The organism is Frankia tisae (assembly GCF_025403405.1).
In the GTDB taxonomy this organism is placed as follows: Bacteria; Actinomycetota; Actinomycetes; order Frankiales; family Frankiaceae; genus Frankia; species Frankia tisai.
The window spans coordinates 1-14,708 of the sequence record NZ_JANEZT010000154.1 but is presented as its reverse complement, the minus strand read 5'-3'; the positions used below and the strand labels follow the sequence as shown (position 1 = coordinate 14,708).

12 protein-coding genes are annotated in these 14,708 nt (G+C 72.1%); all 12 read right to left on the bottom strand.

Features of this window, described 5'->3' with window-relative positions; genetic code table 11:
* The coding region (locus NBZ85_RS16085) for a beta-ketoacyl synthase N-terminal-like domain-containing protein (protein ID WP_261562149.1) at positions 1-3,460 on the bottom strand (3,460 nt) is incomplete at its 3' end.
* Positions 3,461-3,503: 43 nt separating this feature from the next.
* Positions 3,504-4,106: an SGNH/GDSL hydrolase family protein gene (locus NBZ85_RS16080; protein ID WP_261558574.1), complete on the bottom strand. Its 603-nt coding sequence runs from the start codon at positions 4,104-4,106 to the stop codon at positions 3,504-3,506.
* 47 nt (positions 4,107-4,153) lie between these two features.
* The gene (locus NBZ85_RS16075) at positions 4,154-5,389 is read right to left on the bottom strand and encodes an NAD(P)/FAD-dependent oxidoreductase (protein WP_261558572.1); all 1,236 of its coding nucleotides are present in this window, start codon (positions 5,387-5,389) and stop codon (positions 4,154-4,156) included.
* Positions 5,390-5,539: 150 nt separating this feature from the next.
* Positions 5,540-7,261 carry an AMP-dependent synthetase/ligase gene (locus tag NBZ85_RS16070; protein ID WP_261562148.1) on the bottom strand — a complete coding sequence of 574 codons (1,722 nt, stop codon included), beginning with the start codon at positions 7,259-7,261 and terminating at the stop codon, positions 5,540-5,542.
* 134 nt (positions 7,262-7,395) lie between these two features.
* The gene (locus NBZ85_RS16065; RefSeq protein ID WP_261558568.1) at positions 7,396-8,337 is read right to left on the bottom strand and encodes a LysR family transcriptional regulator; all 942 of its coding nucleotides are present in this window, start codon (positions 8,335-8,337) and stop codon (positions 7,396-7,398) included.
* A 147-nt stretch (positions 8,338-8,484) separates the two neighbouring features.
* Positions 8,485-9,765, bottom strand: coding sequence for a cytochrome P450 (locus NBZ85_RS16060; protein WP_261558567.1), 1,281 nt, complete (start codon positions 9,763-9,765; stop codon positions 8,485-8,487).
* A gap of 50 nt (positions 9,766-9,815) precedes the next feature.
* Entirely contained in the window at positions 9,816-10,724 is a 909-nt protein-coding gene (locus NBZ85_RS16055; protein ID WP_264761797.1) for an acyl-ACP desaturase, read from the bottom strand.
* Between the two features lie 70 nt (positions 10,725-10,794).
* A complete protein-coding gene (locus NBZ85_RS16050; RefSeq protein ID WP_261559823.1) occupies positions 10,795-11,643 on the bottom strand; it encodes an SAM-dependent methyltransferase in 849 nt (282 codons plus the stop codon).
* Positions 11,640-11,900, bottom strand: coding sequence for an acyl carrier protein (locus tag NBZ85_RS16045; protein WP_261562147.1), 261 nt, complete (start codon positions 11,898-11,900; stop codon positions 11,640-11,642). Before NBZ85_RS16045 ends, NBZ85_RS16050 begins: the two co-directional genes overlap by 4 nt.
* Entirely contained in the window at positions 11,897-12,448 is a 552-nt protein-coding gene (locus tag NBZ85_RS16040; RefSeq protein WP_261559825.1) for a PaaI family thioesterase, read from the bottom strand. The genes NBZ85_RS16045 and NBZ85_RS16040 overlap by 4 nt, the downstream gene beginning before the upstream one ends.
* On the bottom strand, positions 12,445-13,230 hold the full coding sequence (locus NBZ85_RS16035) for a ferritin-like domain-containing protein (protein WP_261559826.1): 786 nt from the start codon (positions 13,228-13,230) through the stop codon (positions 12,445-12,447). Before NBZ85_RS16035 ends, NBZ85_RS16040 begins: the two co-directional genes overlap by 4 nt.
* Before the next feature lie 99 nt (positions 13,231-13,329).
* On the bottom strand, positions 13,330-14,708 hold a 1,379-nt coding region (locus NBZ85_RS16030), incomplete at its 5' end, for an AMP-binding protein (RefSeq protein WP_261562146.1).

Sequence of the window (14,708 nt, the reverse complement as noted above, 5' to 3'; positions counted from 1 at the left end):
CGGATTGGACGGGGACGGGCGCGAGAATCTCGCGGCGCGCCGGTGCCTGGCCGGGCGACGTCGGCAGGGACGGGGCGCGGCCGGTGCCTGCCAGCGGGGGGGCGGGGTCGAGCGTCGCCAGCTCCAGCTCGGCGAGCTGGCCCAGGATCTCGTTGGCCCGGGTGTGCGTCTGGCCGATCACCACGCTCTGGCTCGCGACGGTGGCGACGGCGTCGGTGAAGCGCTCGTCGGCCTGGCCGCGGCGCTGGTACTCCTGCAGCGCGCCGACGAGGCGGTTGGCCACGTCGAGCTGGCTCTCCAGGTAGACCGCGTGCAGGTTGACCTGCTGGGCGAGGACGTCGGCCCCGGTGGGCAACTCCGCTCCCCCGCTGGCCGGGCCGGGCTGGTAGCCGGCGCCGTCACGGTCCGCGCCGTTCACACCGACGCCGTTCACACCGACGCCGTTCACAGCAGCGCCGTTCACAGCAGCGCCGTTCACAGCAGCGCCGTTGACGGCGGGGACGTAGTCCACCGTGGTCACCTCGGGGATGGTCTCGGCCCGGGGGGCGGGCACGGCGGCCGCGGCGGTGATGCGGTAGCCGTCGGACAGGGCCGCGGCGTAGGCCGCCTTGCGGGCCGCGGGGGTGTACTCAGGGGCCGACAGGGTGACCGTGGGGCCTTTGGCAGGGATCGCCTCGAGCGGCACGGCCTGGTGGCGGTTGATGCCGGCGAGTTCGACGCCGAGCACGGCGAGCTGCACGGCCGCCTGCTTCAGGGCGACGTCGGAGTTGCCGAGAGGGCCCGCGTCGGTGGGGATCGCGACGACGTCGGCGTCGGGGAGGATCTGGCGGACGAGCCGGGTCAGCACCTGCTTCGGGCCGAACTCGACGAAGATGTCGCAGCCGGCGGCGTGCGCGGCGCGGACCGCGTCGACGAACTCGACCGGCTCGAGGAGCTGGCGGGCGAGCACGGCGGCGTTGGCGGCGCGGTCCGCGCCGTAGGCTGCGCCGCGGGTGTTGGAGTAGACCGGCGTGGCCGGCTCGCCGACCCCGATCGTGTTCAGCGCCTCGGCGAAGCGGTCGACCGCGTGGGCGACGTAGCGGGTGTGGAAGGCGGCGGAGACCGGCAGCGGGCGGGCGTCGAGGCCCTCGTCGGCGCAGCGGCGCACGAAGGCGGCGACGGCCTCGCTCGGCCCGCCGACGACGACCTGCTCCGGGGCGTTGTGGTTGCAGATCACCAGGTCGGGGTGGTCGGCGAGCATCGCGGTGACCCGGTCGCGCGGCGCGGGCACCGCGGCCATGGTGCCGCGGTCGGCGGAGTCGTCGGCGGGGGACGCCATGGCCAGGCCACGCTCGCGGGCGAGGCGGAAGTAGCCGGCGGCGTCGAGCGCCCCGGCGGCGTGCAGCGCGGTGAGCTCACCGAAGCTGTGGCCCAGGTAGCCGGCGGGGCGCAGGCCGAGTTCACGCAGGTAGCGAAGCTGGCCGACGGACAGCGCCCCGATCGCCGGCTGGGCGTGTTCGGTGGCACGCAGGGCGGTCTCCTGCGCCTGGCGCAGGTCCGCGGCGAACACCGGCGGCGGGAACACGATCGGCGCGAGGCGCCGCTCGGCGCCGTCGAACGCCGCGTTGGCCTCGTCGAAGGCGGCGCCGACCGGCGGGACGTTCACCGCGGCGTCCAGGCCCATGTCGAGGTACTGGCTGCCCTGCCCGGCGAACAGGCCGGCGACGGTGGCGCCCACGCGGGCGGCGCGGCGGAAGTGGATGCCGCGCGGATGCGACCATTCGGCCGCGTCCGGGGACCGGTCGAGCTGGGAGATCGCCAGCTCACGCAGCTCGTCGACGGCGTCGTCGTCAGCGTCGGCGGCGGCGACGAAGCCGATCCGGGCCGCGTCGGCGGGGATGGGGCCGTCGCCGCTCGGCGCGCCGGAACGCAGCAGCTCCACCAGCGCGGGAACGTCCGGGGCGTGCCACAGGTGCGCGCGGGCGGTGCGGTGCAGGGCGCGCACGGCCGACCGGTCACCCGAGTGTTCCTCGAGAACGACGTGGAAGTTCGTCCCACCGAAGCCCATCGCGGACGCGGCGGCCCGGCGCACCGGCCGGTGCGGGTCGCGGATCCACGGCCGGTTCGCGACGTTGACGTAGAAGGGGGCGTCGGTGAAGTCGATGGCGCTGTTCGGCCGCTCGACGTTGATCGTCGGCGGCAGCACCTTGTGGTAGAGGCCGAGGGCGAGCTTCATCAGGCTGGCGGTGCCGGCGGCGCCCTTGGTGTGGCCGATCTGGGACTTCACGCTGCCCAGCGCCGCGTAGTTGCGCTCGTCGGAGGCGTCGGCCAGCAGGCCACCGAGGGCGGTGAGCTCGGTGCGGTCGCCGACCGCCGTGCCGGTGGCGTGGGCCTCGAACAGTTCCACCGACGCGGGCGAGCAGTCGGCGTCGTGGTAGGCGCGGTCGAGCGCCACCCGCTGCCCCTCGGCGCGGGGGGCGTAGATGCTCTTGGACCGGCCGTCGCTGGACGAACCGATGCCGCGGATGACGGCGTAGATGCGGTTGCCGTCGCGCTGGGCGTCGGTCAGGCGGCGCAGCGCCAGCATGCCGATGCCCTCGCCGAGCAGGGTGCCGTCGGCGTCGTCGGAGAAGGGGCTGATCGTGCCGCTCCTGGACAGCGCCTGCACCTTGGAGAAGCACAGGTAGATGAAGATCGTGTTCTCGGTGTCGACGCCACCGGTGATCATGGTGTCGGCCCGGCCGTCGACCAGTTCCGCCACGGCGAGACGGACCGCGGACAGCGACGCCGCGCAGGCCGCGTCGACCGTCGTGTTCATCCCACCGAGGCCGAGCCGGTTGGCGACCCGGCCGGCCACCACGTTCGCGAGCAGGCCGGGGAAGGAGTTCTCCTCCCAGGGCGCGAACGCCTCGACGTACTTGTGGCTGATCGCGTCGGCGTCGGCCTCGCTCAGCCCGCAGCTGCGCACCGCCTCGCGCAGCACCGGCGTGGACAACCGCGCCGCCAACGGATGCATGAGCGGGACCGGGCCGGTGGTGCCGAGCACGACGCCGGTGCGCGCCGCGTCGTACCAGTCGGCGTCCGCCCCCGCGGCGTCGCGGGCACCCGCGTCGCACAGCAGGTCGCGGGCGACCCCGAGGCTCAGGGTCTGCATCGTGCTGGTGACCTCGAGCTGGTTCGGCGGCAGGCCGAACTCCAGCGGGCTGAACTCGACGTCCGGGATGAAGGCGCCGCGCCGCGAGTAGGTCTTGTCCGGCGAGGTGGGGTCGCTGTCGTAGTAGTCGTCCAGGTCCCACCGCGAGGGCGGCACCTCCGTCGTGCAGTCCACGCCGTCGACGACGTTCTGCCAGTACTCACGGTGGTTGCGGGCCATCGGGAACAGGCCCGACATGCCCACAATCGCGATCGGGGTCCGGGCAAGCCGGCGGGCGTCGAAACCGTCGGGTTCGGTCGGGCTCGGGGGGAGCGCTGGCTCTGTCACGATCTTCCCTTCTCTGCCGGACGACGCCGGCGGGCGGTGCAACTCAGGCGGCAGTCAGCCAGGACGCGCGCTCGACGAGGTCCGCCATCTGCTCGGCGAACAGGTGGTGGCCCTCGGCGTTGGGATGCAGGCCGTCAGGGCTCCACAGCCGCCGCCCGGCCCAGTCCTCGCGGGCGGCGATGTCCAGGTGCAGCGTCCCGGTCGCGTCGCACACCTCGCGCAACACGGTGTTCGCGAACGCGAACCGCTCGCGCAGCAGGCCGCGGAACTCCTCCGGCAGCGGCAGGTTGGCGGGGATGTCGGGGTAGCTGGCGGTGAACACCGTGGTGTCCAGGCCCGCCAGCGACCGGAAGATCGTGTCGATGTTGCGGGTGAACCGGTCGGGGTCGTAGTCCGCGACGAGGTCGTTGACGCCGACCACCACGCCGATCAGCGGCGACTTGCGCGCCAGGGCGGGGCGCAGCTGCCGGTCGACGACCTGCTGCGTGGTCGTCTGGTAGGCGCCGAGGTTGCGGACCTCGCGGGCGGCGACGCCCATCCGCCGGGCGAATCGGCTGGCCCAGCCGATGTAGGAACCGTCGGCGGCGACGTCACCGCGGCCCTCGACGAAGCTGTCGCCGAGGGCCGTGAACCTGACTGCGGGCATCTGCGGGCCTTTCCCTTTCGTGGCGGTCGGCGGCGCGAAGGCGGCGCTCAGGAACGGGTGAGAATCCTCCGGTCCGCCGGGAAGTCGACGTCGGCGTACAGCCGCTCGAGGTTCCTCGGAGCGAAGAACTCCTCGCCGGGAATGCCGCCGGCGATGAGGCCGAAGAATTTCGTCGTGTACTCCGGGCTCATGCTGGTGGCCCGGAACACCGAGTCGTAGTAGGGGGTGAGGCTGAGTTCCGCGAGGCTGCAGGTGAGTTCGAAGGTGCCGTTGCTCTCGGCGTCACGGATCTTCGTGTACTCCTCGACCGCCTCGTCGATCGGGCGCGCGCCGGAAAGACCCTCGTGCAGCTTTTCGGCGAGCACCTCGGTGTACTTCAGCGCGTCGGTGATGCCCCAGCCGGTGAACGGGTCCTTGTGGTATCCGGCGTCGCCGGCCAGGGCCCAGCCGGGGCCGGCGGAACGGCGGTAGAAGTTGTCCGGGTAGGCCATGGCGCGGAAGTTCTCCGCCCGCTTTCCGCTCGCGCGCAGGTCTTCGCCGAGTTCGGGCACGACCTGGTCGATGATCTCGTGGAAGCTGCCCTCGACGTCCGCCCGGAACTCACGCATCCGCTCCTTGCGGCGCATGACGGCGACGAGGTGCTGGCCGTGGTGCGTCGGCCACGCGCCGAGCTGCTGCTGGCCGAAGCCGGTGCGGTGGTGGAACGGCCAGTCCAGCCCGCTGTAGTACGAGTAGTAGACGAAGCACGACGCGGGGACCGATCGGTAGATCTCGGCCCCGACCAGGCCCGCCACGGTCGAGTTGCGGCCGTCGGCACCGACCACGAACCGGGCCGTGAACTCGCGCTCCGGGCCGTCGCCGATGTGCCCGCGCACGCCGGTGGCGCGCCCCTCGGCGAAGACCACTTCGGTGACGGTGAACCCCTCGAGGACCTCGGCGCCGGCCCCTCGCGCCTCGTCGACGAGGATCTCGTCGAGGACCGTCCGACGCGGGGAGTAAGCCTCGGTGATTCCGTCGATCGGGTCCGCGAAACCTTCGAGGAAGATGTCGGTGTAGGAGAAGGTCAGATGGCGCATCGCCGGCGGGCTGGTGGCGACGAGCCGGTCGAGCACGCCCCAGTCCTTGAGTCGGGACAGGCCGGCCTGGTGAATATAGTGCGTCGAGACGGTGTCACTCGGAAAGGTGGCCCTGTCCACCACGAGCACTTTGTGCCCCTGCCGCGCGAGCAGCATCGCCAAGGGCGATCCGGCGCAGCGCGCACCCACCACGATGACGTCGTACATGACATTGTCCTCCCGTTGTATGCCGGCGGCGGCCGGCAGCGCAGCGTTCGGGCCGGCTACCTTGTCATGGTGCCGATAAGGCCGAACTTCGGTCAATCCTGCGGCCGACATATCATCGGCCGATAAGTCGGGTCAATCGAGTGATACAGATCACTGGTAAAGAAATGCGATCGCCTCGGTGAAATCCCGTTCGATAATCGCGCGACGAAGTTTCATGGACGGCGTGAGATGTCCGCTTTCGACCGTGAAGTCGGTGTCCAGTACGCGGAACTTCCGGATCGACTCGGCGCGCGAGACGAGGCTGTTGGCGTCGTCCACGGCGAGCTGCAGCTCGGCCAGTAGCCGAGGGTGCTCACGCCAGTCGTCCGCCCCGTCGGCGGCTCCGTCGGCGGCTCCGTCGGCGGCTCCGGCGAGACCGACGCCGTTCGCCGCGGCCCAGCCGGCGAGGGTGGCCCGGTCCAGGGTGATCAGGGCAGCGACGAACGAGCGGGCCTCCCCGACGACCATGCAGTTGCTGACCAGCGGGTGCAGCCGCACCCGGTCCTCCAGCGGCGTCGGCGCGACGTTCTTGCCACCGTTGGTCACCAGGATCTCCTTGCGGCGCCCGGTGATGACCAGGTAGCCGTCGGGGTCGAGATGGCCGATGTCGCCGGTGTGCAGCCAGCGATCCTCGCCGGGACCGGTGGCGTCGCGGCCGACGGCACGTTCGCCGGCCGACCAGTAGCCGGGCGAGACGTTGGCGCCCTGGACGAGCACCTCCCCATCGTCTGCGATCGCGACCGTCGTCCCCGGAATCGGCCGTCCCACGGTCGCCCGCCGGTTGGTCGCCAGGGCGTTCACCGTGACCGCCGTGGCGGCCTCGGTCAGGCCGTAGCAGTTCAGCACCTCCACGCCGGCGCTGGCGAAGAACGCCGCGGTCGTGTCGTCGAGCGAGGCGCCGCCGCAGATCACCTGGGTCAGCCGCCCACCGAAGACCGCGGCGATCTCGTCGTCCGGCAGCTCGCGCACCCGCTTGCGGATCTTCTCCAGCGCGTAGGGCACGAGAGCCAGGAACGTCGGGCGGATCGCCGCCATCGCGGGCAGCAGCTCGGGTACCCCGGGGAGCAGGACCGTGCGCGTCCCGGCGTACAGGCAGGCGAACAGGATCGTCTGCCCGAACACGTGCGACAGCGGCAGGCACAGCGCCGTGGTGGCCTGCGTGCCGTCCTCCGCGGTGCGGAACAGAGCACCGGTCTGCTCGACCGTGCCCGCCGAGGAGGCGAACATGTTGCGGTGGGTGAGCATGCACCCCTTCGGCAGGCCCGTCGTGCCACTGGTGTAAATGATCATGGCCAGGTCGTCGGCACGGACCTTGCCGGCACGCTGGGCGAACTCCTCGTCGAGCGCCGCCCGCCGCGCGCCGGCCACCCAGGCGTCGACCTGTCCCAGCGGCCACGCCGGCCGGCGCAGCCCGTCCGCGCCGGCCTCGCTGACCTGCCGGACCTGCTCGTCGGTCTCGGCGAACGCCCAGGCGGCGCCGGAGTCGGTCAGCACGTGGCGGACCTGCAGCTCCGACGCCGTCGGGTACACCGGGACGATCACCGCGCCGATGCCGAGGGCGGCGACGTTCAGCAGCGCCCAGGGATAGCCGGTGCGCCCCATGACCGCGACCCGGTCACCGTGCCCGACCCCGACGGCGAGCAGTTCGGTCGCCACCGTCCGGGCCTGCTCGGCGAACTCACCGCTGCTGATCTCGCGGATCGCTGCGCCGGGAAGGTCGGTGCGGCCCAGTAGTGGCCGCTCGGGGTGCGCCTGGGCGCGGTTTTCGACCACGGACCAGATTCCCTGGTCGTCCGGCAGCACGGGACCGCCGGCCGAGATGGATTTCTGCACGTGTCATCACCTTTCCGCGTGGCGCGGACGCAGCCATCCGCACGGTGAAGTGCGTTTCCGCTTTCCACGCCCGAGTCTCGGATTATTCCGAGAACGCGGCAAGGCCTTTTCCTTGAATGAACGGTCGGCCTTTCCTATCGCCTCACTCTTGATTCGGCCCGACCATATGCTGGAACCTGGAAAGGCCGGGCCGCCTCGATACAGTCGACGAAGATATCCACCAGTGGCGCCGAATTCGCCGCCCGCCACACCACGTAGAGGTCCAGGGTGGGCACCGGGTCGTAGAGCTGGACGGCGGCTGGCCGCGGGCCCCCGACCGCGGAGCCGATGTTCAACCCGCGCGACACCGAGGCGAACCCGACCAGCGGTTTCACCGAGACGACGATCGCGGTCGCGCTCGGGTCGTCCACCTCGTGGGCGACCGACAGGGTGATGCCGCAGGTCTCGGCGGCCGCCTGGATGGCGTCGTACATCGCCGGGCTCTTCTCCCGGGCGAACAGGACGCACTGCTGGCGGGCGAGTTCCCCGAAGGGAATGCCGCCGCGCCCCGCCCACGTGTGCCCATGGCCGACGACCGCGACAAGCGGCACCCGGAAAAGTCGCCGGGAGCGGAAATCGGGCGAGGCCGGCCGGCCGTAGACGATCGCGACGTCGAGGTCACCGGCGGCCAGCGCGGAAAGCTGCGGACCGGTGCGCTGTTCCATCAGCGTGACGCTCACGTCGGGATATTCGGCGGACATCTTCGTGAGCGCCGCCGGCACAACGTGCTGGCCGCCGGGGAAGTTGTACCCGACGCTCACCACCCCGGTCCGGCCGGCCGCGACCTCGCGGGCGGTGTGGGTAGCCTTGTGCATCTGTGAGATGATCGCCCGGGCCTCGGCCTCGAAGGCCTTTCCGGCCGCGGTGAGCCGGACGTCGTGTGATGTCCGGGCCACCAGCTCGACACCGAGGCTTCGTTCCAGTCGTTGTAGCTGTTGACTCAGGGATGGCTGCGAAAGATGTAGTCGAGCGGCAGCGCGGCCGAAATGCAGCTCGTCCGCGATAGCAAGGAATGACACCAGGTGCCGCAACTCCATTGCCACCTCCACAGGGGCGTCGAGCGCAAGCGTAACGGTGCCAGATAACCCCTGGTGAACCGCATGTTCCCGCAGTGGGTCACCGGAGTGTCGGGCACCTGCCGACGGGCGTGAGCCCCACCACACCCGGCCGGCGGGCGCCGGCGGTCAACCGGCTATCCGCACCGGCAGTTCGGCGATGCCACGCACGATGAGGTTGGGGCGGTAGGGCGGCGGGTCGGCCAGCGGCGTCAGCCGGGGCGCGCGCCGCGCCACCGCCCGCAGCAGCAGTTCCGTCTCCAGCCGGACCATCGGCGCGCCGATGCAGTAATGGTGGCCGCGGCCGAACCCAAGATGGCGGGGCACCGGGCCGCCGCCCGCGTACCGGGCAAGGTCAAGCCGTTCGGGGTCGGCGTAGTAGGCGGCGTCGCGGTTCGCCGACGCGAGCAGGATGATCACCCCGTCACCCGCGGCAAACGGCTCGCCGAGCACCTCGACGTCGCGGGTCGCAACCCGGGTGGTGAGGTGCGACGGGGTGCAGTAGCGCATCAGCTCGTCGACGGCGGGCGCGGCCAGGTCCGGGTTCGCCCGCAGCGCCGCGTACTGGTCGGGGTTGCGCATCAGCATCAGGAACGTGCTGGAGAGCAGGCTGACGGTGGTCTCGTGCCCGGCGACGAGCAGCACCACCAGAGTCGAGAGCATCTCGTCGCTCGTCAGCCGATCGCCCTCGGCCTCCGCCAGGGCCAGCGCGCTGACGAGGTCGTCGGCCGGGTCGGCGCGGCGGCGCGCGACGAGATCGGTGAAGTACTCCCGGAATGCCGCGGCCGAGCTGCGCCGCTGGTCGATCTCGGCCTGGGACAGCAGAATGTCGGGGTCCAGGCCGCGGGCGAGCCCGAAGGACATCGACCGCACCGCCGCATGGTCGGACGCCGGCACGCCCATCAGCTCGGCGATGATCGTCAGCGGCAGCGGGTAGGCGATCGCCTCGACCAGGTCGACTTCGCCCGCGGCGATCGCCGCGTCGACAAGCCCGTCCGCGAGCTCGGTGACCCGCGCGCGCAGCCCCTCGATCCGCCGCGCGCTGAACGCCTTGCCGACGAGCCGGCGGATCCGGGTGTGATCCGGCGGCTCCATCCACAGAAACGACGTCGGCAGGTCGGAGCCGTCGCTGTCGGGATGCATGATCTCGCCTTCCTCGGCGTGACTCCACGCCGAGTCCTGCAGGATCGCCTCGACCGCCTGGTACTGGGTGACCAGTCGCTGGCCCAGCGGGCCGGGCGCGAACGGGCCGGCCTCACGCAGGACCCGGTAGTTGGGGAAGGTGTCGTGATTCCAGGCGGGGTCGAAGATGTTCAGCGCCGCCTGGTCGACCGTGAGAGCCGCCGGCGGGGTCAGGGCCGGCGCGGTGCCGGCGGACAGGACGGGAGACGTGTCGGTACCGATGTCCACGGCGGGCTCCTGGGGTGGGGACGGGCAGTCGGGTGCCGCAGGTGCCGCGGCTACCGCGGCGTGGGAGTCGGGTCCGTCACGCGGCAGGCGCGCACGAAGCTGGCCAGTTCGTCGACGCGGTCGGACGGCGCGTCGACGGCCCGGCGCACGACCCGGACGAGATGCTCGTAGGCCTCGGTGTGGTCGTAGTGGGCGGTGTCGGCGATCCGCAGCGCCCAGCGCCAGTAGCCGCGCAGCGTGTCGGCCAGCGGCATCCGGAACTGCGCCACCGCCTCGCGGATCGGCTCGACGACCGCGTCGCCGTAGTGGCGCAGGTAGAGGTCGACCATGTCGGCCATGAAGGTGAAGTGGCGGGCCTCGTCGCGGCTGAGCCGGCCCAGGACCTCGGCGAGCACCGGGTCGCCGACGACCGCCCGCAGGTTCTGGTAGTAGATCTGGGTCGCCTTCTCCTGCACGAGCGTGTAGGCGAACAGCGCGGCCGGATGCTCGTGCGGCAGGGCGAACTGTTTGCGCCCCTCCTCGGCGAGTTCGCGGCGCAGCGCCGCCGGCTGCGCGATGCCCGACGCCACCTGGTAGCGGAACAGGGCGCGGGCGTGGCTGTCCTCCTCCTGGGCCCAGCGCACGGTGAAGTGGTAGATCTCGCGGTTGAGCAGGAACGTCTCGACGTCGACGTCGCCGTCGAGCGGGAACCGGCTGCCGTAGAGGGCGAAGTAACCGGGCAGGTGATCCTCGATGAACGTGATGAACCGGACGGCGGACCGCTGGCCCTCGGTGAGCCGGTCGGCGTCGGCCGCCGCCCAGTCGAAGCCGGTCTCGACGTCCCACCGGCGGGTCACCGGGGAGGCGGTCATGAAGGCGGTGACCGCCCGGTCGACGTCCTCGGCGGGCAGTCCGACCGACCGGGTGGGGATCGCGGGGATCGCCGGGGTCGTCGGGTCGGGGCCGATGGTGATTGACATCTGTCCTCCGGGACTTACCGTGGCGCGCGGGCGCCGGGATCAGCGGGCGCCGGATCAGCGGGCGCCGGGGTCAGCGGGCGTTGCGGCAGACCAGCGCGTAGTGCTTGGTCGTGAAGCCCCATCCCGCGTTCGCGACCTCCAGGTAGCGGGTGAGTTCCGCCGCCGTGCCCGGGCGCAGCTCGTCGATCGCGGCCGCGCCGGCGGCGACGCGCGCCAGCCAGTCGTCGATCGTGCGGCGGTAGTCGTCGGTGAGGTCGTCGACGCTCGTCACCGAGAAGCCGGCGTCCTCGACCGCGCGCACCAGCTCCGACAGCGGCCGCATGTCGCCCCAGCCGAAGATCGAGTTACGGACGAACTCGGTGCCGGCGCGGCGGTCGAACTCCTCACGCGCCGCGGCATTGCGAAAGCAGCTCTCCGACACGTAGAAGTGGCCGCCGCGGCGCAGCATCGCCCGGGCGCGGCGCACCGCCAGGTCGACGTCGGGCATGTGCACGATCGAGCCGAGCATGGTGACCGCGTCGTACGAGCGCTCGGCGAGCTCCACGTCGGCGAACTTCCCGACGCGGGTGGAGACGAGATCGGTCAGGCCCAGTTCCGCGGCGCGGGCGGCGATGAACTCGTGCTGGCGGCCCGCCGGGCTGACCCCGGTCACCGCGGCCTGGTATTCGCGGGCCATGAACAGGGTCAGCGATCCCCAGCCGCAGCCGACGTCGAGCAGCCGCTGCCCCGGTGCCAGCCGGAGCCGGTCCGCGACGAAGTGCAGCTTGGCGACCTGCGCCTCGGCGAGGGTGAGGCCGGGGCGGCGGTAGAGCCCGGAGGAGTACTTGCGCAGCGGGTCGAGGAACAGCCCGAAGATCTCCGGGTCGAGATCGTAGTGCTGGTTGGTCTCACCTGGCCGCGGGTCCGTGGCGGTGGTCACGCCGCCCGCACCTGCAGCGCCTCGCGGACGACGGTGGCCAGCTGCTCGACGGAGGACACGGTGAAGACGTCCTCATCGTCAAGCTCGATGTCCCAGGTCTGCTCGGCCCTGGCGACGACCCGCAGCAGCCGGACGGAGTCGGCGCCCTCGATGGCGCGCAGGTCGGTGTCGGCGGCGAGGGACTCGGCGGGCACGGCGAGCTCCCGGGCGACGATCTCGGTGATCTGCCGGAGGATGCCGTCGGCGGCGGTGGTCACAGGGTCTCCTCAACGGGGACGGGGCCGTCCGGGGTGGTGGACAACGCCGGGGTGGTGGACAGCGCCTGGTGGAGTCGGTCGGCGTCGGGGTTGGTCAGGGTGATGCGGTCCCGGGCGGTGCCGAAGGGGACGTTGCGGTAGGTCGCGGACGCGGTGGCGACCGGGACGCCGTCGGCGTCGACGATCTCCGCGGTGGCGCTGATCAGAGGCGAGCCGGCGTCTGTGCCGGCGCCGAGGCGGGCCACGCACGTGTAGCTGCGCCCGGTGGCGACCGGGGCGAGGTAGCGCAGCCGCATGCTGACGGTGAAGGCCACCAGCCCGGTGCGCACGACGATGAGGTTGCCCATCGTCTCGTCGCAGACGACGCCGAGCAGCCCGCCGTGGACGACCCCCGGATACGACTCGTAGCTTCGGCCGAGGTCGAAGGTGGTCTGCAGGCCGGCGGGGTGCTCGTCGAACTCCAGCGCGATGCCATGGGGGTTGTGCGGCGAGCAGCCGAAGCAGCGGTAGTCCGCCAGGACCGCCCAGGGCAGCTCGGGGGCGGTCACGCCAGCGCCTCGGCGAGGCGGCGGCGGACGCGGCCGTTGGTGGAAAGGTCCAGCCCGGTGAGCGCGGCGAAGGCCCGGCGGATGTTGTCCTGGAGGCGGTCGAGCTCGCCCTCGGTGGCGATGCCCGCGAGGAACATGTCGAACGCGGTGTCGATGGTCTCGTGGTTCGCGACCTCGGCCAACCCGCTCTTGAACACCCCGACCGGATGCTTGATCCGGGCCTCGGAGGTGTACACGTACAGCGTTTCCAGCACCGAGGGCAGCTCGCCGGGGTGCGCCGCGAGGCGGCGGCGCGCGTAGTGCAGGAACTCGCGGGCGTGGCCGGCCTCGTCTCGGCTGGCGCGTGCCATCAGCGAGCGCAGGACCGGCTCGTCGACCCAGGCGGCCACGGACCGGTAGACGTGGTTCACCGTCAGCTCGGAGATGATGTTCGTGGCGAGTGTGGCGCTCGGCGTGGTGCCGGGGGCGTAGGGCGCGCGCATCGCCTGGACGGGAGCGGTGGGCATCGCCACGCCGACCGCGTCCAGCCAGGTCCGGAACGCGAAGTGGTGTTGCAGTTCCTCGTAGCCCCAGACGGCGACGAAGGTCGAGAAGTCGTAGTCGTCGAACTCGTTGAGGAAGCCGTGCTGGGCGGCGATCGAGTTGGCCTCCCCCATCACGGAGCTCTTGACCATCGTCACGTACTCGGGCCGCACGAGGTCGCGGTCGATGTCGTCGAACGCCAGGTCGGCGAGGGTCCAGCGCTTCTGCTCGTAGTGGCGGAAGACGTCGTAGCCGTGCATGTCGGGCCTACCTCCGTCGGGATCGCGGGCGCCGTCCGGTTCGGGGCGACGGTCGGTTCGGGATGACGGTCGGTTCGGGATGACGGTCGGTTCGGGCGGCTACCGGGGCTGCGAGCGAGCGAGGTCACGGGCCTCGACGCGGCGGAACTTCCCGCTCGAGGTCCGCGGGAGGGCGTCGGGGGCGACCAGGCGCACCGACACCTCGGCGAGCCCGAGCGCGGATCCGACGGCGACCCGCAGGTCGGCGGCCAGCCGAACCCGGTCGGCGGCGCCGTCCAGGGTCGTTTCGGCGATCACGGTCAGCGACTCGGCTCCGGCGTCGTCCACATCGGCGACGGCGACGCATCGGCGCCGGTGCACCCCCGGGGCGTCGCGGACGAGAGCCTCGGCGTCCTCGGGGTAGTAGTTCACCCCACGAACGATGATCATCTCCTTGCGCCGGCCGCTCACGTGGAGCTCGCCGGCGGCGAGGAAGCCGAGATCTCCGGTCGGCAGCCACCGCTCGCCCGACGGGTCGGCGGCGGGCGCCGTGGGCGCCATGGGCGGACCGCCGGCGGTCAGGTAGCCGGCGGTGACCGCGTCGCCGGAGATCTCGATCTCCCCGACGGTCCCGTCGGCGACGGCGCGGCGCCGGCCGTCGACGACCCGCAGCCGCATCCCCCGCACCGGCCGCCCGACGCCGACCAGGCCGCGGGCCCCCGGATCGCCCGCGGGCGCCGGCACCGCGACGCCGTCGCGAGCCAACCGGTCGCGGTCGACCCAGGTCGTCACCGGCGGCCGGCCCAGCGGCGGGAAGGTGACGGCGAGGGTCGCCTCGGCCATCCCGTAGACGGGGAACATCGTCTCGGGGGCGAACCCGGCCGGGGCGAAATACGCACCGAAGCGTTGCACCGTGAGCGGGCTGACCGGCTCCGCGCCGTTGAGCGCCACCCGCCAGCGGCGCAGGTCCAGCCCCTCGACCTCGGCCGGGCCGACCGCCTCGAGCAGGGCGTCGTAGCCGAAGTTCGGCGAGGGGAGGATGGAGCAGCCGAGCTCGGCGAACGAGCGCAGCCACGACGCCGGATCCTTGACGAACGCCGACGGCGACCAGATCGTCATCGGCACCGCGGTGAGGATCGCGCTCAGCGCGCCGAACAGGCCCATGTCGTGGTAGAGCGGCAGCCAGGTGGCGCCGTGGTCGCCGTCTCCCAGCCCGATGCCGTCGACGATGGCCGCGGTGCCGTGCACGACGTTGCGGTGAGTCAGTACCACGCCCTTGGGCACGGCGGTGCTGCCCGAGGTGAACTGGACGATGGCCAGATCGGACGGCGACACGACGGGCAGCGCCGCGCCGCCGCGGGCCGACCGGGCCAGCCCGGCAACGCCGTCGAACCGCAGCGCGGGCAGCACCGGCGCGAGCCGGCGGGTGAGACCGTCGGCCCCCGCCCCGACCAGCACCCGCCCGACGCCGGCCGCGCTCGTCACGGCGGCGATCCGGG

Bases quoted from the DNA above. Each gene is read 5' to 3' on its own strand.
- NBZ85_RS16035 (WP_261559826.1), bottom strand. From the start codon at position 13,230: ATGCACGGCTACGACGTCTTCCGCCACTACGAGCAGAAGCGCTGGACC.
- NBZ85_RS16065 (WP_261558568.1), bottom strand. From the start codon at position 8,337: ATGGAGTTGCGGCACCTGGTGTCATTCCTTGCTATCGCGGACGAGCTG.
- NBZ85_RS16055 (WP_264761797.1), bottom strand. From the start codon at position 10,724: ATGTCAATCACCATCGGCCCCGACCCGACGACCCCGGCGATCCCCGCG.
- NBZ85_RS16075 (WP_261558572.1), bottom strand. From the start codon at position 5,389: ATGTACGACGTCATCGTGGTGGGTGCGCGCTGCGCCGGATCGCCCTTG.
- NBZ85_RS16080 (WP_261558574.1), bottom strand. From the start codon at position 4,106: ATGCCCGCAGTCAGGTTCACGGCCCTCGGCGACAGCTTCGTCGAGGGC.